The organism is Glycomyces algeriensis (assembly GCF_027622855.1).
In the GTDB taxonomy this organism is placed as follows: Bacteria; Actinomycetota; Actinomycetes; order Mycobacteriales; family Micromonosporaceae; genus Glycomyces; species Glycomyces algeriensis.
The window spans coordinates 198,403-221,814 of record NZ_JAPZVR010000005.1 but is presented as its reverse complement, the minus strand read 5'-3'; the positions used below and the strand labels follow the sequence as shown (position 1 = coordinate 221,814).

General features: G+C 70.6%; 16 protein-coding genes. 8 read left to right on the top strand and 8 right to left on the bottom strand.

Features of this window, described 5'->3' with window-relative positions; translation table 11 throughout:
- Nucleotides 1-24: 24 nt before the first annotated feature.
- Both O2L52_RS11705 and O2L52_RS11700 read right to left on the bottom strand, forming a co-directional pair.
- Nucleotides 25-1,443: a cellulase family glycosylhydrolase gene (locus O2L52_RS11705; RefSeq protein ID WP_270115607.1), complete on the bottom strand. Its 1,419-nt coding sequence runs from the start codon at nucleotides 1,441-1,443 to the stop codon at nucleotides 25-27.
- Nucleotides 1,444-1,590: 147 nt separating this feature from the next.
- A complete protein-coding gene (locus O2L52_RS11700; RefSeq protein WP_270115605.1) occupies nucleotides 1,591-2,640 on the bottom strand; it encodes a LacI family DNA-binding transcriptional regulator in 1,050 nt (349 codons plus the stop codon).
- A 314-nt stretch (nucleotides 2,641-2,954) separates the two neighbouring features.
- Between O2L52_RS11700 and O2L52_RS11695 the strand changes: the two genes are divergently transcribed.
- Nucleotides 2,955-5,402, top strand: coding sequence for a glycoside hydrolase family 2 protein (locus O2L52_RS11695; RefSeq protein ID WP_270115604.1), 2,448 nt, complete (start codon nucleotides 2,955-2,957; stop codon nucleotides 5,400-5,402).
- Between the two features lie 301 nt (nucleotides 5,403-5,703).
- Entirely contained in the window at nucleotides 5,704-6,666 is a 963-nt protein-coding gene (locus tag O2L52_RS11690; protein ID WP_270115603.1) for a bile acid:sodium symporter family protein, read from the top strand.
- Between the two features lie 149 nt (nucleotides 6,667-6,815).
- On the opposite strand, the gene O2L52_RS11685 is transcribed toward O2L52_RS11690, so the two are convergent.
- On the bottom strand, nucleotides 6,816-7,298 hold the full coding sequence (locus O2L52_RS11685; protein ID WP_270115602.1) for an NUDIX domain-containing protein: 483 nt from the start codon (nucleotides 7,296-7,298) through the stop codon (nucleotides 6,816-6,818).
- Between the two features lie 79 nt (nucleotides 7,299-7,377).
- On the opposite strand from O2L52_RS11685, the gene O2L52_RS11680 reads away from it, so the two are divergent.
- Entirely contained in the window at nucleotides 7,378-8,037 is a 660-nt protein-coding gene (locus O2L52_RS11680) for an HAD family hydrolase (protein WP_270115601.1), read from the top strand.
- On the opposite strand, the gene O2L52_RS11675 is transcribed toward O2L52_RS11680, so the two are convergent.
- Genes O2L52_RS11675 through O2L52_RS11665 form a run of 3 tightly spaced genes read right to left on the bottom strand, consistent with a single transcriptional unit; the run spans nucleotide 8,031 to nucleotide 12,780 of the window.
- Nucleotides 8,031-10,754 (bottom strand): AAA domain-containing protein, encoded by a 2,724-nt coding sequence (locus O2L52_RS11675; protein ID WP_270115600.1) that lies wholly within the window; start codon nucleotides 10,752-10,754, stop codon nucleotides 8,031-8,033. The two genes, O2L52_RS11680 and O2L52_RS11675, sit on opposite strands and share 7 nt — an antisense overlap.
- Before the next feature lie 38 nt (nucleotides 10,755-10,792).
- On the bottom strand, nucleotides 10,793-11,578 hold the full coding sequence (locus O2L52_RS11670; protein WP_270115599.1) for a hypothetical protein: 786 nt from the start codon (nucleotides 11,576-11,578) through the stop codon (nucleotides 10,793-10,795).
- Entirely contained in the window at nucleotides 11,575-12,780 is a 1,206-nt protein-coding gene (locus tag O2L52_RS11665) for a nicotinate-nucleotide--dimethylbenzimidazole phosphoribosyltransferase (RefSeq protein WP_270115598.1), read from the bottom strand. Before O2L52_RS11665 ends, O2L52_RS11670 begins: the two co-directional genes overlap by 4 nt.
- Nucleotides 12,781-12,830: 50 nt before the next feature.
- On the opposite strand from O2L52_RS11665, the gene dapF reads away from it, so the two are divergent.
- On the top strand, nucleotides 12,831-13,613 hold the full coding sequence (gene dapF, locus O2L52_RS11660) for a diaminopimelate epimerase (protein ID WP_344471296.1): 783 nt from the start codon (nucleotides 12,831-12,833) through the stop codon (nucleotides 13,611-13,613).
- A 322-nt stretch (nucleotides 13,614-13,935) separates the two neighbouring features.
- Here the strand turns inward: dapF and O2L52_RS11655 are convergent, their stop codons facing one another.
- Nucleotides 13,936-15,324 carry an NAD-dependent malic enzyme gene (locus tag O2L52_RS11655; RefSeq protein WP_270115595.1) on the bottom strand — a complete coding sequence of 463 codons (1,389 nt, stop codon included), beginning with the start codon at nucleotides 15,322-15,324 and terminating at the stop codon, nucleotides 13,936-13,938.
- Between the two features lie 309 nt (nucleotides 15,325-15,633).
- On the opposite strand from O2L52_RS11655, the gene hflX reads away from it, so the two are divergent.
- Together hflX and O2L52_RS11645 are read left to right on the top strand one after the other, a co-directional pair.
- Nucleotides 15,634-17,034 carry a GTPase HflX gene (hflX, locus tag O2L52_RS11650; protein WP_270115594.1) on the top strand — a complete coding sequence of 467 codons (1,401 nt, stop codon included), beginning with the start codon at nucleotides 15,634-15,636 and terminating at the stop codon, nucleotides 17,032-17,034.
- A gap of 71 nt (nucleotides 17,035-17,105) precedes the next feature.
- Nucleotides 17,106-18,779, top strand: coding sequence for a hypothetical protein (locus O2L52_RS11645; protein ID WP_270115593.1), 1,674 nt, complete (start codon nucleotides 17,106-17,108; stop codon nucleotides 18,777-18,779).
- Nucleotides 18,780-18,885: 106 nt separating this feature from the next.
- Here O2L52_RS11645 and lexA read toward each other — a convergent pair whose 3' ends face one another.
- The gene (gene lexA, locus O2L52_RS11640; protein WP_270110793.1) at nucleotides 18,886-19,542 is read right to left on the bottom strand and encodes a transcriptional repressor LexA; all 657 of its coding nucleotides are present in this window, start codon (nucleotides 19,540-19,542) and stop codon (nucleotides 18,886-18,888) included.
- 431 nt (nucleotides 19,543-19,973) lie between these two features.
- On the opposite strand from lexA, the gene nrdR reads away from it, so the two are divergent.
- Both nrdR and O2L52_RS11630 read left to right on the top strand, forming a co-directional pair.
- A complete protein-coding gene (gene nrdR / locus O2L52_RS11635; protein WP_270115592.1) occupies nucleotides 19,974-20,441 on the top strand; it encodes a transcriptional regulator NrdR in 468 nt (155 codons plus the stop codon).
- A gap of 73 nt (nucleotides 20,442-20,514) precedes the next feature.
- The gene (locus O2L52_RS11630; protein WP_270115591.1) at nucleotides 20,515-23,334 is read left to right on the top strand and encodes a vitamin B12-dependent ribonucleotide reductase; all 2,820 of its coding nucleotides are present in this window, start codon (nucleotides 20,515-20,517) and stop codon (nucleotides 23,332-23,334) included.
- The last annotated feature ends 78 nt before the right edge of the window (nucleotides 23,335-23,412 follow it).

The following is a 23,412-nucleotide window of genomic DNA, read 5'->3' as shown; positions in this document are numbered from 1 at the left end:
CGCCGCCCGTTCCTTATCGCCGTACTAGATCGCTTCGCAGGTCACCGTCGGCGCACCGGTCGGACCCGACGCGATGAAGCCGAAGACCTCGCGGGTCTGGCCGCTCGCGACGGTGGCGTTCCAGCCCACGTCCTCCGCGGTCACGTTCGCGCCCGAGGCCGTCAGATCGGCGTTCCAGCTGCTCGTGATCCGGGTGGTCCCGGCCCACGTCCAGGTGAGCCGCCAGCCGTCCACCGCGCCCTGCGATGCCGTGACGCTCACGTTCCCCTGCCAGCCCGAACCCCACGAGCTGCCCACCGCGATCTTCGCGGTGCAGTCGCCCTCGGTCGGCCCGCCGGTCGTCGGCTCCTCGGACGGCGTCGAGGTCGGGGTGGTCGTGGTCGGGTCCGGGTCGTCGCCGAAGACGGTGGCGCGCTCGGCGGTGTTCCCGATGCCGTTGGCGCCGTTGAACACGCCCTGGCCCCAGGTGGTCAGCTGGCTCGGGTTGAAGCTCGTGACCTGGTCCAGGTGCTCGACCCCGCTGCCGTTGCCCGAGTAGGACCACGCGAGCCAGCCGATGCCGCGGGCCTGGGCCTCGCTCTGGATGGTCTGCCACGCGACGTTCTGCCCGCCGTGGATGTTGCCGAACTCGCCGACGATGAGCGGCAGGTTCATCTGCTCGAACGCCTCGAAGTAGTCGATCACGGACTGCGCCGAGGTGTACACCTCGTACATGTGCACCGAGAACACCGTGTTCCCCTGGGTGTCCGCCGCCGCGACCTCAGGGGCCCCGTTCAGCATCCGCTTCTCCCAGTCCTGACCCCAGTTCGGCGCGTCCACGACGAGCGTGTGGTCGAAGCCGGCGGCCCGCATCTGCTGGATCGCGGACTTCGTGGCGTTCAGCCAGCCCGAGGTGTTCTGGTTGCCCCACGGCTCGTTCCCGATGTTGATGAGGACGTACTCCTCCTCGCCCTCGAGGACGCTCTGGATGCTCTGCCAGTAGTCCACGGCCTGGTCGAGGGTCGCCGCCCCGGACTGCTCGCCGTAACCGGTGGTGTCGTGGACCTCGAGCACGCAGATGAGCTGCTGGGCCTTGCACTCGGCGATGATGTCGGCGACGCGGGAGGCCGAGGAGGTGCCCCAGCCGCGCTGGCCGGAGCCGAGGACGACGCGGACGGTGTTGGCGCCCAGGTCGCTGATCTCGCCGTAGCTGGCGAACTCGCCCTGGTACCAGACGTCGGCGTGGGAGGTGCCGCGCATGATGAACGGGTTGCCGTTGGCGTCGATGAGCTGCGTGCCGTCGACGGAGAAACCGCCGGACTGCTGCGCGCTCGCGGGGAGGAGCTGCCAGACGCCCGCGAAGACGACGGCGAGGGCGGTCGCAGTGGCCATGAGCCACTTGCGCATGCGGCGGCGCGACTGGCGGCGCCGCGAAGGGACGGCGTCGGGGATGCCGGTATCCATGTCGATCCCATCTGTAGGTTCAGGTGTGAGGTGAATCGGTTAATCTCACCTCAACATAGAGAACCATAAATATTGATGGGGTTCAAGACGTGCCGCGAAATTGGCCTGATTGCAGGCCGGAACTGCGGTGATCGCCGAAACGGCGACTCAGGTCTGGGCCGGGCCCGTGGACCCGCGCGGGGAGAGCTGCGCGGGCTTGCACTGAACCGAGAAAGTTCGCGTTTCGGCGCCCTGGTGCGCGGCTTCCGTGGCGGCGCCGATGAGGGTCAGGAGGACCTCGGCGCACTTGGCGCCGTAGGCCGGGATGTCCCGGGTCAGCGAGGTGAGCGCCGGGTGGGTGAGGCGGCACAGCTGCGAGTCGTCCCAGGCCACGAGGGACAGCTGCTCGGGGATCTCGAGCCCGAGCTCGTGGGCGACGCCGAGGCCGGCCACCGCCATCACGTCGTTGTCGTAGACGATCGCGGTGGGGCGCTTGGCGGACGAGAGCAGGCGCCGCGTGATCTGGGCGCCCTGCTCGCCGGTGTAGTCGCTGTGGATGGTCGTGACGGACTCGAAGGCGAGGTCGGCCGCGGTGTCGTCGTACGCCTTGTCGCGGATCGCGGTGTGCAGCAGGCCGGGGATGCCCGCGATGCGGGCGACGCGGCGGTGGCCCAGGGTGTACAGGTACTCGAGGATGTCGCGGCTGGGCTCGACGTCGTCGTGCCAGACCGCGGGGAACCGCGCGCCCTCGATCGGGCCGCCGACGGCCACCGCGGGCAGCCCGAGGTCGGCGATGAAGTCGAGCCGCTGGTCGCTGGTGCCGACGTCGCACAGGAACACGCCGTCGACGCGCCGCTCGGCCCACCAGCGCCGGTACACCTCCAGCTCCTCCTCGACCGTGCCCACGATCTGGAGGGTGAGGCCGAAGGACCCGGCGGAGAGGGTGGCCTCGATGCCGCTGATGAGCTCCATGAAGTAGGGCTCGATGCCGATGGTGCGCGCGGAGCGGCGCAGCGCGATGCCCACGGCCTGCGCGGAGGAGACCGAGAGGGACCGGGCGGCGCGGTTGGGGACGAACCCCATTTCGGCGGCGATGGCGAGGATCTTGGTGCGGGTGGTCTCCGAGACGCCGGGCCTCCCGTTGAGGGCGTAGGAGACCGCGCCCTTCGACACGCCCGCCGCGGCGGCGATGTCCGCGATGGTGACTCGCCTGGTCATCGGTGGTCCTCTCGAGTGGCACTAGGGCACGGACTTGCGTTGAGCGCCGGTTTCCAGACTGTAGCGCACGATTTGAGCGAACCGGTTCAGCCGTGATGATCGGAGGGCTCGAGGAGCATGATCTCAATTCGGCGGCGGTTCGGTCAAGGACCGGCCCGGATTGGGGTTGACGCTACTTATCCGGTTAAGCGATACTGTGACGCGGGCCTCGCGCGGTGCCGGGTCGACGGGCGCGTTCACGCACGAGCCGCCGCTGGCTACGCTGCCGACAGTGGTGTCCTCCACCGCTCGCTACCCAAGGCATAGGAGTCTCTTTGAGCGCCAAGCGAACCCTGCACGAAGGCTGGACCGTCACCGGGGACCCCGGGGCCCCGGTGGCCGTCGAGGCGATCCCGGCCTCGGTCCCCGGCGAGGTGGTCGCGGACCTGCTGGCCGCCGGACTCGTCGCCGACCCGTACGTGGACGAGGCCGAGCGCGAACTGGCCTGGGTCGGCCGCCGCGACTGGACGTACCGGACCGCTTTCGCATACGAGGCCGCGGATTGGGACGGGGTCGAGCTGGCCTTCGACGGGCTCGACACGGTAGCCCGGGTCAGCCTCAACGGCACCGTCGTCGGCGAGACCGCGAACATGCACCGCCGCTACCGCTTCGACGTGCGCGGCCTGCTCCGCGAGGGCGCGAACGAACTCGAGGTGCACTTCACGGCGCCGTACACGTACGCCGAGGCCCAGCGCGACCGGCTCGGCGACCGGCCGAACGCCTACCCCGAACCCGGCAACTTCATCCGCAAGGCCGCCTGCAACTTCGGCTGGGACTGGGGCCCGAACCTCGCCGGGGTCGGGATCTGGCGGCCGGTGCGGCTGGAGTCCTGGAAGACCGCGCGCATCGACGCGGTCGTGCCGCGGGTATCCCTTGAGGACGGTACCGGGATCGTCGAGCTCGACGTCCGCCTCAAGCGGGCCGCCGATGCCGACATCGACCTCGTCTGCGCCGTTGCGCGGCCGGTGGACGGCGAGGTCGTCGCCGAGGCCGAGCTGCGCGTCCCGGCCGGTTCCCATGTCGCCACCGTGCGGCTCGAAGTCGAGAACCCGGGTCTCTGGCGCCCGCGCGGCCACGGCGACCGGGAGCTGTACGACGCCTCGGTCAGCGTGCGCTCCGGAGACGTCGTCCTCGACGATTGGGAGCGCCAGATCGGTTTCCGCACCGTCGAACTCGACACCGAGCCCGACGCGGACGGCCGCCCCTACCACCTCAAGGTCAACGGTGAGACCGTCTGGATCAAGGGCGTCAACTGGATCCCCGACGAGGCCCTGTTCGGCCGGATCGACGCCGCCCGCATCGAGCGGCGTCTGCGCCAGGCGGTCGCGGCCGGCGTCAACTACATCCGCGTGTGGGGCGGCGGGGTCTACGAGTCCGAGGAGTTCTACCGGATCTGCGACCGGCTCGGGCTCCTCGTGGGGCAGGACTTCCTGTTCGCGTGCGCCGCTTATCCGGAGGAAGAGCCGTTCTGGTCCGAAGTGGAGGCCGAGGCCCGCGACAATCTCGCCCGCCTCGCTCCGCACCCGAGCCTGGTGACCTGGACCGGCAACAACGAGAACCTCTGGGGCTGGCACGACTGGGACTGGCAGGGCGACCTCGGTGACCGCACCTGGGGCGCGGGCTACTACCACGGTCTCCTCCCGAAACTCGTATCCGAAGTGGACGGCACTCGGCCGTACTGGCCCGGCAGCCCGTACTCCGGCACGCGCGATCTGCACCCGAACGAGCAGGCGCACGCCTCCGTGCACATCTGGGACGTGTGGAACCAGCGCGACTACGTCCACTACCGCGACTGGAAGCCGCGCTTCGTCGCCGAGTTCGGCTACCAGGCGCCGCCCACGTGGGCCACCGTGCGGCGCATGGTCCACGACGATCCGCTGACCGCGGACAGCGCCGCCATGCTGTGGCACCAGAAGGCCGAGAACGGCCAGGACAAGCTCCAGGCCGGCCTCGACGCGCACCTGCCGCCCGTGCGCGACTTCGACGACTGGCTGTACTTCACGCAGGTCAACCAGGCCCGCGCGATGCGCCTGGGCATCGAGTACTTCCGCTCGCTGCAGCCGTACTGCTCGGGCGCGATCGTCTGGCAGCTCAACGACTGCTGGCCCGTCACCTCCTGGGCCGCGATCGACGGCGAGGAGCGGCTCAAGCCGCTCTGGTACGCGCTGCGCGACGTCTACGCCGACCGCTTCGTGACCTTCCAGCCCGACGGCGACGGCCTGAACATGGTCGTGGTCAACGACTCTGCCGAGACCTGGGAGGGCGTGATCGGCTTCTGGAAGTGCAACGCCGAGGGCCGCATCATCGGTCGGGCGCTCGTGCAGATGGAGATCGATCCGCGTGACACGGCCGTGCTCGAACTCGAGCCGGGCGCGATCCCGATGGACGGCGAGTTCCTCCTGACCGGCCGCGAGGACTTCCCCCGCGCGACCTGGTTCACCAAGGAGGACAAGGACATGGACTGGTCGAAGGCCCGGTTCGCCACCGAGGTCGCTCCCGTGCCCGGCGGCGTCGCCGTCACCGTCCATGCCGAGAGCGTCCTCCGCGACCTGTGCCTGTTCGCCGACCGCCTCGACCCGGACGCGGTGGTGGACAAGGCGCTCGTCACCCTCGTCCCGGGCGAGCACGTGGTGTTCACCGTGCAGAGCGAGAAGATCGCCGCCTCGCCCGAACTCCAGAGGGCGCTGACCGGCAAGCCGGTCCTGCGAGCGATCAACGACTGAACGGAGGAAACGGGGCGCGGGGGGGCCCGCGCGCCGTGTACAAGGCGGTGGGCCGACCCAGGGTGGGCCTGCGAGCCACGCGCCTCGCCCGACCTTCCAACTACTCCCCGTACCCCCCGGCGCGCGGGCGGGCCCGCGCCCCGTTTCCATGCCGTTGTCCATCCACAGGTTGGGAATCAGATTCCCAACCCTCGGCGGACTAGTAGAGTGTCAGCCGTCCCGCGTCCGCCCCACCACCCCTCGCAACCCTGCTCAGCGGCAACGACGCCCCAAGCGTTCCAAGCAGAAAGCGAATCCCCCGATGTTGCAACGCATCAGCAACCTCACCGGCACCTGGCTGCCCGCCATCGTGCTCGCGGCGGCCGCGGTCGCCTTCGCGACCCCGACCACCTTCGCGCCGCTCGGCACGGCCGTGCCGTACTTCCTCATGATCATCATGCTCGGCATGGGCATGACCCTGCAGCCCAAGGACTTCGCGATCATCGGCAAGCGGCCGTGGCCCGTGGTCCTCGGCGTCATCGCGCAGTACCTCGTCATGCCCCTCGCCGGGTACGGCCTCGCGCGCGCCTTCGACATGGAGCCCATGCTCGCCGTCGGCATGATCCTCGTCGGCGCCGCCCCGGGCGGCACGGCCTCGAACGTGATGGTCTACCTATCCAAAGGGGACACCGCCCTCTCGGTCGCGATGACCTCGGTCTCGACCCTCCTCGCCCCGCTCCTCACGCCGGTCCTGGTCCTCTGGCTCGCCGGCGAGTTCCTGCCCGTGGACGCGGGCGACCTCTTCGTCTCGATCATCCAGATCGTGCTCGTGCCCGTCGTGGTCGGCCTCCTGCTGCGCCGCTTCGCACCGCGCCTCATCGACAAGGTCCTCGACGCACTGCCGCTCATCTCGGTCCTCGGCATCACGCTCGTGGTCATGGCGGTCGTGGCCGGCAGCGCCGACTCGCTGCTCAAGGTCGGCGCGCTCGTCGTCCTCGCCGTGGTGCTGCACAACGGCTTTGGCCTCGCGCTCGGCTACGCGCTCGCCAAGCTGGGCCGCCTGCCTGTCACCGGCCGCCGAGCCGTCAGCATCGAGGTCGGCATGCAGAACTCCGGCCTCGCCGCCGCGCTCGCGACGGCCCACTTCAACCCGGTCGCGGCCCTGCCCGCAGCGGTGTTCTCGGTCTGGCACAACATCTCCGGCTCCCTGCTGGCCGCCTGCTGGTCCCGCCGCCCGGCAAAGGACGCCACGGAGGCAGAGGCCCCCGCAACGGCCGAAGCGTAGGCCGTCCCGCATAGCGGCCCCGCGGCCGGAGCCGCGGGGCCGCTATGCGCTTCGCTCCAGAGCGGGTTGAATTCGACGGCCCGAGCGTAAGAGCGCTGGATTGGCGTTGGCAGTCAGGTTCCGGACTTGACGTCCAGGTCCCACGGCCCTCACCGAGGCGCTGGGCCGCTCTGCGGCACATAGGAGGTGCGGCCGGTGCGGCGAGCCTCCGCTGCACGCTCGACCCGGGCGCTGTTGGTGGAGTGGAACCGCGCTGCGGCCTCGTCGACCGGAAGGCATGCGAAGTCCGCGAGCTCGTCCGCCTGCAGGCGGATCCCCGCGGGGTCCTGGACGATCCCGCAATCGAAGATGTAGACCGTCATCGGGGCCGAGTCGAACCCGTGGTCCGGAACGTAGTCGAGCACCAGGAGGTCGCCGACCGGGAGGTCGATGCCTATCTCCTCCTTGACCTCCCGTGCGCATGCCTCGTGCGGTGATTCGCCGCGGTCGATCATCCCGCCCACGAACTGCCACTCGGGGCGGTAAGTCGGCTTGACGACGAGCACCCGCCCTTCCGGGTCGGTGATGAAGGCGCACACGACGGCGTAGGAGGTCGCGAAGCGGTCGAGGACCGCCTGGGGGAGTTGCGTCATGGACCGAAGCTACCGGGCGCGGGCGGTGTCGTGGGAACGCGTTTGCCGCTGGGGTGGCGTGATCCGTAGCATCCAGGGCATGACGCTCCTGATGATCGACCTGGACAACACGCTCATCGACCGCGACGGGGCCTTCCGGCTCGGGGTGAGCGAGTTCCTGGCCGCGCACGGGCTTCCGGCCGAGGACGTGGACTGGGTGATGTCGGTGGACGCCTCCGGCTACGCGGCGCGACCGACTGTCGCGCAGGCGATCATCGAGCGCTACCCGATCAAACTCGAGGAGGACGCGGTCATCGACTTCCTGCGCAGCGGAGCACGCGAGCACGCCCGGGTCACCGATGCGACCGTCGCTGCGCTGCAAGCGGTCCGCGCCGCCGGGCACCAGGTCATGATCGTCACCAACGGGGCCGTGCCGCAGCAGACCGGGAAGGTCAAGGCCTCCGGTCTGGACCGGTACGTCGACGCCGCCGTGGTCAGCGAAGGGGTGGGGTTCCGCAAGCCCGAGGCCGGGATCTTCCACGCGGCGGCCGACGCAGTCGGCGCCACCCTCGACGGCGCCTGGATGATCGGCGACCGCGACGACGCCGACATCCTGGGCGCGCACCGACTCGGCCTCCGCAGCGTCTGGCTGCACCTCGGCCGCGAATGGTCCCAGACCGAGTACGCGCCGACCCACACCGCTGACTCCCCGGCTGCGGCCCTCGAACACGCCGCGAACAACGGCACTGCGCCTCAGTGACCCCGCAACTCGGCCAGCAGGTCGATTGCGGCCCTTGAGGGATCGTCGCCGTAGGCCGAGGGGAAGGCCTCCTCGATGCGCCATCCCGCGCGCCGCAGGGCGCGGTGGCGGGCGATGTGCGCGGCCGGGCCCTCCGGGTGGACCTCGGCGACCACGCCGATCGCGTCCTCGGCGTCGCCCACCACGAGGTCCAACGACCAGTGCCCGACCGGATACGCCTGGCGCACGGGCACTTCCGCGCCCTCCAGCGCATCGGCGAGCCGCGCCGTCCACTTCCCGACCGGGTCACCGTTCCCCGGGGAACGCGGCGGCCGGTCCGCGTAGCGCAGGAACTCGCCGATGAGGCCGTCCGTCTCACCGACCGCGGTGACCACGTGGAGGTGCCCGCGCGCCCGCGTGACCATCACGTTGAACAGGTTCGGCCCGGCCGCGAAGCGGCGGCGGCCCGCCGTGTCGCCTTCGGCCACACCGAGAGCGATGACCACAGTCTCCGCCTCGCTGCCCTGGAACGCGTGCACCGTGCCGGTCCGCATGCGATGGCGCCGGATCGTCTCCAGGTCGAAGCGCTTGAGAATCCCGGCCTCGATCGCCTCGGCCTGCGCCCGGAACGGCGAGATCACGGCCAGGCCGACCGTGCCCGCGTCGACGAGCCCGGCGAGCAGCTCGAGCGCGCGCGAGACCTCTGCTTCGACCACACCCTCCTGAGAGGACTGCGCCTCGACGCGGTGCACCGAGATCGCGTCCGCCTCATGGTTGCGCGGATGGGTGGTGATCGGCTTGACCCGACCGTGGTAGAACTTCGCAGCCGAGAAGCCGATCAGATGCGGCACGCTGCGGTGGTGCTCGGTCAGCTCCACGACCGGCCCGGCACCGCACGCCAGGTCGTACGAACTCACCTTGCCGATGTCCAACTGCCCCAGGCGATCGGCGATGCCGTGCTCGTCCAGGACGTCAGCGGTCTTCGCCGCGCTGGCGAACGAGACGAACCGCAGCTGCCGGGGATCGCCCGCGACGACCGCGCGGCGGGCCCGGGCGAGGACCGGGGCGGCGCGGAGCTGGTTGATGTGGGAGGCCTCGTCGAGGATCACCAGGTCGAACATGCCGGCGCGGGCCGGGAGCACGTCCTCGACATCCGCCACCGTGCCGATCCACAACGGCATGGCCCGCAGCAGGGCCGCGACGTCGACGCTCTCCAGCCGCAACCGGCGCTGCGGGCGGCTGCCGCTGCGCAGCGCGGTGCCGAGCTCGGCCAGCGCCCTGCGCGAGGCCGCGCCACGGCGATCGGCGGAACCGGACTCGAGCTCGAGTGCGCGGCCGATCGCCTGGGCCGCTTCGGTGTCCGCGGCTTCGAGGCTGGCCCAGAGCGGTGCGAGGCGCAGGCCTCCGGCGGCGGCGAGGCGGGCGGCGCCGCGCTGGTCGCGTGCGGTGCGGAGGGCTCGGGCGAGGGCGGTGGTGCTGCCGTCGGCGCCCGCGATGCGGCGCAGGCGCTTGGCGGCGAGGCGGGCCCGCAGGCGCTGCCACCAGCCGTCGTCGCGGCGGGAGCGGGCGAGGAGCCGGTCGGCCTCGTCGAGGTCGGCGTCGCGGAGCCCGGGGAAGTCGTCGAGGAGGAACAGCGGCAGGTCCTGCACGCGTCCGCGGCGGGACTCGAGGTCGAGCCAGGTCGCGATCTCCGCTTCGATGCGGGCGGTGTACTCGGCCGCTTCGGCGGCGGACTCCTGCAGCCGTTCGACCTCGCGGCGCTTGTGGCCCTTCGCGGTTCCGGTGCCGAGCCGGGTCAGGAACCGGTCGCGGCGCTCGGAGTCGCCGAAGTGGACGGGCAGCGGCCCGGGATGGCGGTCGAGGAGTTCGGCGAGGACGTCGGCGGCGTGCACGGATTGGGCGGCGATGAGCACCGACTGCCCGTTCGCCATGGCGTCCAAGGCGATCGCGGCGAGGGTGTGGCTCTTGCCGCATCCGGGCGCGCCCGCGATGACCGTGACCGGGGCGGTGCGGGCCTGGACGACGGCCGCGGCCTGCTCGCCGCTGAGCGGCAGCGGGCACTGCGGCGGGCGCGGGTCGGCCTCGGGCTCGGCGTCGACCGGGTCGTGCATGGCGGCGAACGCGGTCTGCTCGATGCCCGGCCGTTTCGCCCAGGAGCGCAGCCCGGAGGCCAGCGGCGTCGGGCCCTGCTCGGCCGCGATGTAGACCACGGTCTCGGCGACCACGAGGAGCCGGTCCCGTTCGCGTTGCGGCTCTGGGTGCCCGATCGCGGCGTCCGGGAATCCGGCGGCCGCGGCCGCCCGCGGCAGCCAGGCGAGGTCCTCCAGGACAGCAGCACTGCGAGCCGGCTTGAACACGGCCTCGAGCTGCGCGGCGAAGTCGGTCCCGGCCAGCGCTTCGTGGACTTCGATGTCGCCGGCCGCGATCACCTTCTGGATGTCGGAGCCGGGTGCGACCGCCTTGAGCCGCACCGGCCGGTTGACGAGCGGAACGCGGACCTCCCGCTGCTTGCCGTCGACCTCGATGCGGCCGATGACCACGCCCCAGCCCTGGCGCAGCAGCCGCTCGTCCCGGTGGAGTTCGTCGTGCTTCGCCAGTTCGGCCGCGGCCAGAGCGGTGCTGGGTTCGGGACTCCACGCGTGCAGCTTGCCGAGGTGGTCTCGCAGCTGGTCCTGCTTCGCCTGGGGCGAGGCGGGCGCGAGGTCGGCGAGGGCGAGGAGGAGCCGGGCGGTGCTCATGCGGCCGAGTTTACCGGCCGCTCACTCATTCCCACTGGTCACGCCGTCGAGATCGAGCTTTCGAGCAGGTCGAGCCGGGCCCGGACTGTGTCGGCGAGTGCCGCCAGGTCGCCTGCGGTGTAGGGCTCGAGGAGCCTGGCGAGGGCGGTGAGCGCCCGGTGGATCGCGGCGGTGCTGAGGTCGCCCGGGTGGGTCGCCTCGATGCCGGGCGGGAGGTCGGCGCCCGCGTTCTCGACGGTCACCGCGCCGAACATCGGGAAGGCCAGGCCGTGCGAGTGGGCCCAGAGGCGCCAGAGGTGGTCGCGGGCGTCGGTGAGGGCGTGCAGGGCCCGCCAGGTGCGGCCGCGGAGGCGGTGGCGGGCGGCGTCGCCGATCGCGATCCAGGCGAGGAAGGCCCATTCGCGGACGGTGGCTTCGTCGGCGTCCCAGCGGCTCTGGTCGAGGCTGCGACTGAGGCGGCCGGACTTGTCAACGGTCGCAACGGCCTGCGGCGGGAGCCCTTGCCGGGCCTCGGCGTCGAGGACGACGAGTGAGAGCTGGCGGCCGTCCTCGTAGACGCTGATGAGGTGGGTGGTGTCGCCGCCGAGGATCTGGGTGAGGGACGCGGCGACGGGAGCGAACGCGTCCATTGCGGTGCGTGCGTCGTCGATGCGGCCCGGGTGGTCGGCGAGTCCCAGGACGCCGATGCCGGCGTCCACATCGGAGAGTTCATCGCCCGCGCCCCTGCCGATCGAGCCGCCGATCTCGACCCAGTCCACCCAGTCGGTGCGCCGGGCCCAGTCGTCGAGCGCTTCGACGAGTGCCCGGGGATCCGCGTGCGTCATGCCTCGGTGGGCTTCTCCTCGGACGCCTCGGTCTCGTTGGAGGCCAGTTCGACCGGGTCGGTCGCGGCGCCGGTCTCGTCGGCCGTCGCGGCGACCTCGCTCGGCTCGGGGGCGGCGGCAAGCTCTACAGGATCTGTCACGGCACCGGTCTCCTCGATCACCGCGGCCTCGGCGGCGACCACAGCCGCCGGTTCCGGTTCGGGCTCCTCCTTGGCGGGCATCGGGAGCGACTGCGAGATGCGCAGGCCCGTCTGGAGGAGGTCCCAGCCGAGGGGGAGCGCGGCGGCGTCGGGGAGGTCGAGCTCGAAGCCGAGGTCGTCGGCGAGGCCGCCCTGCTTGGCGAGCTTGACGACGACGGGATGGGTCGAGCGGTTCGGCGCGTAGCACCACTTGGGGGCGGCGAGGCCGAAGTCGCGGGCGATCATCATGGCGGCCATGGCTGCCGGTCCGTCGATGAGGATCGCGGTGGAGCGGGTGGCGGCGGTGAAGATCGCGGCCGCCATCGCGCCGAGCTGGGCGCCGCCGAGGCGCGTGACGAGCGCTTCGGGGCTGCGTTTGAAGCCGCGGTTGAACGCGAGGTGGTCGCGCAGGGCGGCGATGCGGCCCATCCAGGCGGCGTCTTGGACCGCGCCGCCGGGGGCGTGCAGCTGCGGCTGGTAGGTGGTGATGTCGTCCTTGGCGATGAAGGAGCAGACGGCGACCGAGGCGGTCGCGGCGCCAGCGCCGAGCCCGGCGATGAGGAGGATGTCGGCGCCGGCGTCGATCGCGCGGTCGGCGGCCTCGCGGCCCAGGCGCAGGACCTCGTTCAGCTCGGTCTCGTCCAGGAGCGGGCCTTCGACGCCTTCGCTGGCGGGCGTGCGGACGACGGTGAAGGGGAGCCCGGCGCGGGCGGCCTGCTCGGCGAGCGGCCCTTCCCCCTGCTCGAGCGCTTCGGCCTGCGCTTCGACGGGCGCGTAGTCGCCGGAGTCCCATCCGTCCGGGTACTCGCCGGCGAACAGGAGCATCTGGGGCGAGGCGAACGGCACGGGCGCCTCGGTGGCCTGCATGCGCGCGGCCCAGCCGACGGCGGGCTGGAGGCGGCCGAGGCCGGCGCCTTCGATGAGGGCGTCCTGGAGCCGCGCGTTGGCGCGGGTGGTCCACACCCCGTTGGGGAACTTCGCTTTCAGGTCGGCGAGGGGCCCGGCATCGGTCGTCTCAGTCACGGCAGAAGCCTAGCGCGGGAGCCGTGGGGCACAATTGCCAAGTGACCACCATCGACTTCGCCAAGGGACACGGCACCGGGAACGACTTCGTGATCGTGCCGGACCTCCAGGACGCGCTGCCGCTGAAGGACGCCCAAGTGGCGCTGCTGTGCGACCGCCGGTTCGGGATCGGCGGCGACGGGCTGCTGCGCGTCGCCCCGTCGGAGGACCCGGCGGCGGCGTGGTTCATGGACTACCGGAACGCCGACGGCTCGATCGCCGAGATGTGCGGCAACGGGGTGCGCGTGTTCGTGCGGTACCTGCTCGAGCAGGGGCTCGCGGAGGGCCCGGAGGTCGCCGTGGCGACGCGGGCCGGCATCAAGACCGTGCGCGTCGAGGGCGATGAGCTGCGGGTCGACATGGGCGCGGCCGAGTTCGGCCCCACCTCGCAGGCTTCCGTGGAGGGCTTCACATGGCCCGGGCAGGCCGTGTCGATGGGGAACCCGCACCTGGTGTGCCACCTCGGCGACGAGGCGGAGCTCGAGGCGCTGGAGCTCTTCCACCAACCGCGCTACGACGCGGGCGTGTTCCCGCAGGGCGTGAACGTGGAGTTCGTGACGGGCGCGGCCCCGCATGTGCGGATGCGCGTCCACGAGCGCGGCGTCGGCGAGACGGCCTCGTGCGGCACGGGCGCGTGCGCGGTCGGCGCGGTCGCGCTGCGGCACGCGGGCCAGGACACCGGTGTGTGCAAAGTGGACGTTCCCGGCGGGACGCTCACGATCACCGTCACCAACGAGACCCTCTACCTCACCGGCCCGGCCGTGATCGTCGCCGAAGGCACCTTCCGGATCTAGCGCTCGCGGGAACGTCTTCCGGACCTGGCGTCCGCGGAACGTGAATGTGAGGCGTGTCGGCCATAGCCATCCACAGCCCCCACCCACCCAAGAGGGGATGTGGGCATCATCGTCGCGCGGGGGTCCGACAGAAAACCCCGGGAACCAGCGGTTCCCGGGGCGTTAATCGGGTCACATTCGCTGCGTCGTCGGCGAGCGGATGGCGATCGGACCACGAGCAGGCGCGCGCCTGGCTACGAGCGTGAGCGCGGCATGCTCCCGGTGCCGAGCGAGCGGCGAGGATCAGCGCTCTGCACTCTCGGCGCCGAGCGGGCGCCGCACCTCAGCGCATCGCCTGCTTGACCGCCGCCGCCACCGCCGGGGCCACGTTCGGGTCGAAGACGCTCGGCACGATGTACGTCGCGTTCACCTTCTCCGCGCCCACGCAGTCCGCGATCGCCTTCGCCGCCGCCAGCGCCGCGTCGTCGTTCCAGTCGCGCGCCTGCGCGTCCAGCAGCCCCCGGAACACGCCCGGGAACGCCAGCACGTTGTTGATCTGGTTCGGCTGGTCCGACCGGCCGGTCGCCACGATCGCCGCGTACCGCGCCGCCTCGGTCGGGCTGATCTCCGGGTCCGGGTTCGCCAGCGCGAACACGATCGGGTCCTTCGCCATCTTCGCCACGTCGGAGCCCTTGAGGATGTTCGGCGCGCTCACGCCGATGAACACGTCCGCGCCCTCGACCGCCCCCGAGAGGTCGCCCGAGTAGTCGTCCTTGTTGAAGTGCGTGCCCAGCCACTTCCAGGTCTCGTTGTCGGTCTCCATGCCGCTGTGCAGCGCCCCGTCGCGGTCGACCGGGATGATGTCGCCGATCCCGGCCTTCTCCAGCAGCCGCATGATCGCCGTCCCGGCCGCGCCGCAGCCCACGATGGCCACGCGCACGTCCGCGAACTCCTTGCCCACCACGCGCAGCGCGTTCGTGAGCGCCGCGAGCACCACGATCGCGGTGCCGTGCTGGTCGTCGTGGAACACGGGGATGTCGAGCCGCTCGCGCAGCCGCGCCTCGATCTCGAAGCAGCGCGGGGCGGCGATGTCCTCGAGGTTGATGCCGCCGTAGGTGGGCGCGAGCGCCGTCACGATGTTCACGATCTCGTCGGTGTCCTGCGTGTCCAGGCACACCGGCCACGCGTCGACGTCGCCGAACTTCTTGAACAGCGCCGCCTTGCCCTCCATGACCGGCATCGCGGCGGCGGGCCCGATGTTGCCCAGGCCGAGCACAGCGGAGCCGTCGGTCACGACCGCGACCGTGTTGCGCTTGATGGTGAGGCGCCGGGCGTCGTCGGGGTTCTCGTAGATCGCCATGCACACGCGGGCGACGCCGGGCGTGTACGCCATCGACAGGTCGTCGCGGTTGCGCAGCGGCACCTTGGGGGTGACCTCGATCTTGCCGCCGAGGTGGACGAGGAAGGTCCGGTCGGAGACCTTCTTCACGTCGAAGTCCGGCATGGCCTCCAGGATCTGGGTGACCTGCTCGGCGTGGGCGGCGTCGGAGGCGTCGCACGTGAGGTCGACGGTCATGCGCTTGTTGTCGGAGGCGACCACGTCGAGCGCGGTGACGATCGCACCGGCCTGCCCCACGACCGTGGCGAGGCGTCCCGCCGCGCCCGGGTCGGCCGAGAGGGCCAACCGGACCGTGATGGAGAACCCGGCGCTGGGAAGACGGGCTGCAGTCATGCCGCTCCTTAGGTGTGCACTTCGTCGTGGACGCGCCCCTCGGCGATGCTCGTCAGGCCCGCGATCGCCGTCGAGGCCGCTCGCGAGCAGAGCGTCTGCAGAGGCGGATGCCTTGAATGATGCCACTGCCGCGCGCAAGACCGCCTCAGCCCTGTTGCCCGCATAGGACCCGCCACTCCACCGCTCACGAACGCGGGTCCCGGCGCGGTCGCAGGACCGCTTCGTGGCGCCGCCGACTACGCTCTGCGCGATATTCACTCGCCGGTGTCACACGCTCGTGTCAAGCTTGTGGTGATGCACGAAGAGCACATGAACTCCCAAGATGACTTCCCGTCCGGCGCCGCCCCCTCAACGGGCGAACTGGACCTGGAAGCACGCCAAGCACTGCGACGCGTCGCCGGGCTCGCCTCGACCGAACTCGAAGACGTCACCGACGCCGAGTACCGCCGCCTGCGCCTCGAGCGCGTCGTCCTCGTCGGGGTGTGGACCGAAGGCACGATCGACGACGCCGAGAACTCGCTCGCCGAGCTCGCGCAGCTCGCCGAGACCGCCGGCTCCGAGGTCGTCGAAGGCCTCATCCAGCGCCGCTCCAAGCCCGACGCCGGCACCTTCATCGGCTCCGGCAAGGTCCGCGAGGTCAAGGACGCCGTCGAAGCCCTCGGGGCCGACACGGTGATCGCCGACGGCGAACTCTCCCCGGGCCAGCTGATCGCCCTCGAGAAGGCCATCAACGTCAAGGTCATCGACCGCACCGCCCTGATCCTCGACATCTTCGCCCAGCACGCGAAGAGCGCCGAGGGCAAGGCCCAGGTCGAACTCGCCCAGCTCCAGTACCTCCTGCCGCGCCTGCGCGGCTGGGGCGACGCCATGAGCCGCCAGGGCGGCTCCAACGGCGGCGTCGGCCTCCGCGGCCCCGGTGAGACGAAGCTCGAGACCGACCGCCGGCGCATCCGCGCCAAGGTCGCCAAGCTCCGCCGCGAACTCGCGAAGCTCACCGTCACCCGCGAGACCAAGCGCGACTCCCGCACCCGAAACCGCGTGCCCGGCGTAGCGATCGCCGGCTACACCAACGCGGGCAAGTCGAGCCTGCTCAACGCCCTCACCGGCGCGGGCATCCTCGTCCAGGACGCCCTGTTCGCCACCCTCGACACCTCGACGCGGCGCTCCCGCACCGCCGAGGGCCGCGAGTACACCGTGACCGACACGGTCGGGTTCGTGCGGCACCTGCCGCACCAGCTCGTCGAGGCGTTCCGCTCGACCCTCGAGGAGGTCGCCGAGGCGGACCTCATCGTCCACGTCATCGACGGCTCGCACCCCGACCCGCTCGGCCAGGCCGAAGCGGTCCGCGTGGTGCTCGCCGAGGTCGGCGCCGAAGAGGTCCCCGAGCTCGTGGTCGTCAACAAGCTCGACCTGGTCGCGCCCGACGACGTCCTGCAGCTGCGCTCCGACTGGCCCGACGCGGTCTTCGTCTCCGCCCACTCCGGCGAAGGCATCGACAAGCTCCGCGCCGCCATCGAGCAGGCCCTCCCGCAGCCGGACACGACCCTCACCGTCTGCATCCCGTACGTGCGAGGCGACCTCGTCTCGCGCATGCGCTCCCGCGGCGAGGTCCTCTCGACCGAGCACCGGGGCGACGGCACGGTCATCACGGCCCGCGTCGACGAGGCGCTGGCCGGTGAATTGCGAGCGTTCGTCCTGGAAACCGACTGAAACGCAGTGGTCCTGAACATGTCTCTCGGGGGGCCTGGCCGGTACACCCCGTGTTCTGGAACACTTGCCTGATGCGAGAGCGCCGTGTGGGCCGAGGGGCCCTGCCTGCGCGGATCGTCGCCGGGGCAGCCGGAGCGGCTGTCCTGGTGGTGGCTGCGCCCCCCGTCTATGCCCAGGAAGAGGGCGGCGGGGAAGTGGTGTGCGACCTGCACGACCCGCGACTGGCGAACCCTTCGGGCATCACCGCCGCCGCGGACGGCGACGGCTGGTGGATCGTGTCCTCCGCTGACAACCAGGACGGCACCTTGTCGGTCCTGCGTGTCGGCGAGGACTGCAACCCGCGCGACGCCGATGAGGTCTTCATCGACCACCAGCCGCGCGACCCGCAGGCGCTGGCGCTCGACGCCGACGGCTTCATGTGGGTGGGCGACACGGGCGACGCCGAGAACCGCGACTGGATCACGGTCAACCAGATCGCCCTGGACGACTTCAGCAACAACGTGGCCTACCGCTACGTCTTCCCCGGTGCGGCCACCTCGGTCGAGACGTTCCTGATCCCGGACGCCGACGACAAGAAGCCGCTGTTCTTCTCGGCATCCGAGGGTGAAACCGAGCTCTTCTACCCGCCCGGCGAGAACCAGACCGAGGACACGCCGCTGGAGAGCATCGGCACCGTCGTGCTCTCCGAGGGCGGATCGGTCACCGGCGCGGCCCTGAACGCGGACGCCTCGAAGGTCGCGCTGCGCACCGAGAGCGCCGTCTACGAGTGGACTGTGGACGGCGACGTGGTAACGACGCTGACCGAGGGCACCCCGGTGGTCACGCCGATCGCCGATGAGGGCACCGCGCAGGGCCTCTCATACGACGCCGACGGCAACTTCAACACTCTGTCCTCTGTGGACGGCGACGGCACGGTCGGCACCATCACCCGGTACGCCCCGGCCGCCGCGGCCGCTGAAGAGCCCCCCGCGAGCGAGGACGCCGCGGGCGGCGCCGCCGAGGAGGAGGGGCCGAGCCTGGTCGACCGCATCCTCGACCTGGGCGTGGGCACGATCGTGAAGATTCTGGCCGCCATCGCGATCCTCGGCATGGCCACGATGGTCTTCGGCATCATCATCATCCGCAAGTACCGCAAGCAGAACGGTGACGAGGACGACGACGCCGAGCTGGGCTACGCACGCGAGGAGTCGGACTTCGGCCGCAACCGCGGCGAAGCGTTCGACGACGACCCCGTGGACCTCGGCCTCGACTCCGGTCAGCCCGATCCCGACCTGGGCCAGATCGCCCGCGGGGGCGTCTACGGCGGCGCCCGCCCGGAGCCTTCGGGCAACGTGTACGGCGCGAGTCCGGCCCGCTCCGAGTCCACCGGCTCGGTCTACGGCGGCGCGCGCGCCGAGCCTTCGGGGAACGTCTACGGCGGCACCCGGCCCGCGACCCCGCCCTCCGGCCAAGGGGCCGTGTACGGCGGCGCCCGCGAGGAGCCGCAGTACGGCGCGTTCGAGCGCGGCGGCCAGGGCAGCGTCTACGACAACGCCGGCCCGGGCCAGAGCTTCGGTGCCCGTCCCGAGCCCTCAGGCAACGTCTACGGGGCCCGCCCCGCCGCTCCGCCCGCTGGGCGGGGGAACACCTACGGCGCGCCGCAGGGTGGCGTCTACGGGGCCGGAAACGACGAACGGACCCCGGAGCCGGAGGACGGCTTCTGGGGCCCGCCTGAGAGCGGCAATACGTACGGCCGTGGCCGCTAAGCCGATCCGGTGAGCCCGGAGGCCTGAGACGCTGCGGCGCCCGGAGCAGCGCGAGGTGCACTGCTCCCGAGCGCAGCGGTACTGCTGCGGCCCGAAGGCCGCAGAGCTAGATCTTCCGGAGGACGGCCACGACGCGGCCGAGGATCTCGGCCTCAGAGGCGTCGATCGGGTCGTACAGGGAGTTGGCGGGGAGCAGCCACGGCTTGCCGTTCTTGCGCTTCCAGGTCTTGACGGTGGCCTCGCCGTCGATCATGGCGGCCACGATCTCGCCGTTGAGGGCGTCGGGCTGCTGGCGCACGACCACCCAGTCGCCGTCGGTGATGGCCGCTTCGACCATCGAGTCGCCCTTGACGCGCAGGAGGAAGTGCACGCCTTCGCCGACGAACTCGGCCGGCAGGGGCATGACGTCGTAGTCGCGCTCTTCAGCCAGGATCGGCTGCCCGGCGGCGATCTCGCCGACCATCGGCACGTACCGCGGCCGGGGGTGCTGCGAGCAGGTCTGGACGCCGCCCGGGGTGGACTGGCGGACCCCGACCGCGCGCGGCCGGCCGGCCAGGCGGTTGAGGTAGCCCTTCCGCTCGAGCTGCTTCATCTGGTAGGCCACCGACGAGGCCGAGGCGAGCCCGACTTCGGCGCCGATCTCCCGGACGCTGGGCGGGTACCCCTTGTTGTTGATGAACTCCTCGATGTACTCGAGGACTTGCTGCTGCCGACGCGTGAGCTTGCGCGTTTTCGGTCGGGCTGTTGTGGTCTCGCTAGCCACAGGAGGCTCCCGTTAGACAAATGGGACGGTATGTCTGATTCCGACAATGTAACTCAGGTGCTGTGTCAAGTCAAACATTCGTGCGACTGCGGCGTGTCGCCGCGCTGCTCCGAGTGTGTTTTGGCCCAGGTTCACCCGTACGGGTGAACGATAGCCCGGCGGCCGCTGGTTCACTGGAGCCCGCCCCCGAACTCCGCCGTCGCCCGGCAACCCATCTGCGCTATCCTTGACACAAGATCTTGTGGTTTGTTGTATCGTCTCTCACTAGGTGTTGGGGTTTCAGCACCTTCCGAGGCGGCGAGGGGCAGACTGTCCCTCCCGGCGCGGTACCGGCGCGATGGAACCCCCTCGAGCACCGTCGGGACGTACCAATCTACGGCCCGCGATGCCGCCGAGGCCGGTGAGACGATGGCTCAAGAAGGAGACTAGCGATGCGTTGCCCGTACTGTCGCCATCCCGACAGCCGCGTAGTCGATTCCCGCGAGGCCGAGGACGGGAAGATCATCCGCCGCCGCCGGGTCTGCCAGCAGTGCGAGAAGCGCTTCACCACCGTCGAGGAGTCCATCCTCGCCGTCGTCAAACGCAGCGGCGCGACCGAGCCGTTCAGCCGGGGCAAGGTCGCCTCCGGCGTCCTCAAGGCCTGCCAGGGCCGCCCGGTCGGCGCCGACGACGTGGCGAAGCTGGCCCAGGCCGTCGAAGACGAGATCCGCTCGAAGGGCGTGGCCGAAGTGCCAGCCCACGAAGTCGGCCTCGCGATCCTCAAGCCGCTCCGCCGGCTCGACGAGGTCGCCTACCTCCGCTTCGCCAGCGTCTACCAGGACTTCGAGTCCCTCGAGGACTTCGAGGCGGCCATCGCGCAGCTGCGCGAAGAGCACGCCGCACGAAACAGCACCGCTTGAGGCGGCCGCACCCCTCAGCACGAACACCCATCCGATTCCCATGACCAGGCATGAGCAGACAGGGGCGAGGAACATGCCGAAGACCACCAGAGCAACAGCCACCGCGGCGAAGCCGAAGACCGACGGCCTCAAGGTCGAGCGCGTCTTCACCACGCCGGGAGTGCACCCGTACGACGAAGTCCAGTGGGAGTCCCGCGACGTCGTCATGACCAACTGGCGCGACGGCTCGATCAACTTCGAGCAGCGCGGCGTCGAGTTCCCCGCGTTCTGGAGCATCAACGCCACCCAGATCGTCACCTCGAAGTACTTCCGCGGCGCCGTCGGCACCCCGCAGCGCGAGAGCAGCCTCAAGCAGGTCATCGACCGGGTCGTGCAGGCCTACCACGCCGCCGGCGAGAAGCACGGGTACTTCGCCACGAGCGAGGACGCCCAGATCTTCGCCGACGAGCTCACCTGGCTCCTCCTCCACCAGTACTTCAGCTTCAACTCGCCCGTCTGGTTCAACGTGGGCACCGCCGCGCCGCAGCAGGTCTCGGCCTGCTTCATCCTCAGCGTGGACGACACCATGGAGTCGATCCTCGACTGGTACAAGGAAGAGGGGATGATCTTCAAGGGCGGCTCCGGCGCCGGGGTCAACCTCTCCAAGATCCGCTCCTCCGCCGAGCTGCTCTCCTCCGGCGGCAACGCCTCCGGCCCGATCAGCTTCATGCGCGGCGCCGACGCCTCCGCCGGCACCATCAAGTCCGGCGGCGCGACCCGCCGGGCCGCCAAGATGGTCATCCTCGACGTCGACCACCCCGACATCGAGGACTTCATCGAGACCAAGTCCCGCGAAGAGGACAAGATCCGCGCCCTGCGCGACGCCGGGTTCGACATGGACCTCGGCGGCGACGACATGTTCTCGGTCCAGTACCAGAACGCCAACAACTCGGTCCGCGTCACGGACGAGTTCATGGAGGCCGTCGAGCAGGGCACCGACTACGCCCTCAAGGGACGCCTCGACGGCAAGGAGCTCTCGCGCCGCGACGCCCGCGAGGTCTTCCGCAAGATGGCCCAGGCCGCCTGGGAGTGCGCCGACCCGGGCATCCAGTACGACGACATCATCAACGACTGGCACACGAACGCCAACACGGACCGGATCTACGCGTCCAACCCGTGCTCGGAGTACATGAGCCTCAACGACTCCTCGTGCAACCTGGCGAGCCTGAACCTCATGAAGTTCCTCGGCGAGGACGGCTCGTTCGACGTCGAGCGGTTCGTCAAGACCGTCGAGTTCGTCATCACCGCCATGGAGATCTCGATCTCCTTCGCGGACTTCCCGACCGAGAAGATCGGGCAGACCACTCGCGACTTCCGCCAGCTCGGCATCGGCTACTCGAACCTGGGCGCGCTGCTCATGGCCTCGGGCCACGCCTACGACTCCGAGGACGGCCGGGCGCTGGCCGCCGCCATCACCTCGCTGATGACCGGCGTCTCCTACCGCCGCTCCGCCGAGATCGCCGGCGTCGTCGGCCCGTACGCGGGCTACGCGCTCAACGCCGACCCGCACCAGCGGGTCATGCGCCAGCACGCCGCCGCCGCTGAGGAGGTCCGCACCTTCGGCGACGTTGACGCCACCGTCCTGGACGCCGCCAAGGCCGAGTGGGCCAAGGGCAACGAGATCGGCGCCGTCAACGGCTGGCGCAACGCGCAGGCCTCGGTGCTCGCGCCGACCGGCACCATCTCGTTCATGATGGACTGCGACACCACGGGCATCGAGCCCGACCTGGCGCTCGTCAAGCACAAGAAGCTCGTCGGCGGCGGCTCCATGGAGATCGTCAACCAGACCGTGCCCCGCGCGCTGGCGAACCTCGGCTACACCGAGGAACAGCGCCAGGAGATCGTCGACTACATCGCCGAGCACGGCTACGTCGTCGGCGCCCCGCACCTGGACGAGGAGCACTACTCCGTCTTCGACTGCGCCATGGGCGAGCGGTCCATCTCCCCGATGGGCCACGTCAACATGATGGCCGCCGTGCAGCCGTTCCTGAGCGGGTCGGTCTCCAAGACCGTCAACCTGCCCGAGACGGCCACCGTCGAGGACATCGAAGAGGTCTACTTCCAGGGCTGGAAGCTCGGCCTCAAGGCCCTTGCGGTCTACCGCGACAACTGCAAGGTCGGCCAGCCGCTCTCCGCGAAGAAGAAGGAGATCGACAAGGCCGTCGAGGAAGCGGTCGAGAAGGTCGTCGAGACGGTCGCGGCCCACGGGCCGGTCCGCCGCAAGCTGCCGAAGAAGCGCCCGTCCCAGACCATCTCGTTCAGCGTGGGCGGGGCCGAGGGGTACATGACCTCCTCGTCCTACCCGGACGACGGCCTCGGCGAGGTCTTCCTCAAGATGTCGAAGCAGGGCTCGACCCTCGCCGGCGTCATGGACGCGCTGTCGGTGTCGATCTCGATCGCGCTGCAGTACGGCGTGCCGCTCGAGAAGTACGTCGAGAAGTTCACCAACATGCGCTTCGAGCCCGCGGGGATGACCGACGACCCGGACATCCGCATGGCCTCCTCGCTGGTGGACTACATCTTCCGGCGCCTCGCGCTGGACTACCTTCCGTACGAGGACCGCGCGGCGCTCGGCATCCTGACGACCGCCGAGCGCACCGCCGAGGTCAACGGTGAAGACCCTGCGAAGGTCCACGAGGTCGACCTCGATGAGCTGCGCGCCTCGGCGCCGATCGAGGAGGCCGTCACCGAGCGGGTGCAGATCGAGACGAAGAAGTCCCGCAAGGACATCCTCAACTCGGCCCAGGCCCGCAGCGCCGACGCGCCGCTGTGCATGAACTGCGGCACGAAGATGCGCCCGGCCGGCTCCTGCTACGCCTGCGAAGGCTGCGGCGCCACGAGCGGCTGCAGCTAGGCATCGTTGCGTGAAGCGGGGCCGGGAGTTTCGACTCCCGGCCCCGCTCCGTTGTCCTCGACGGGAAACGGCCGCCGC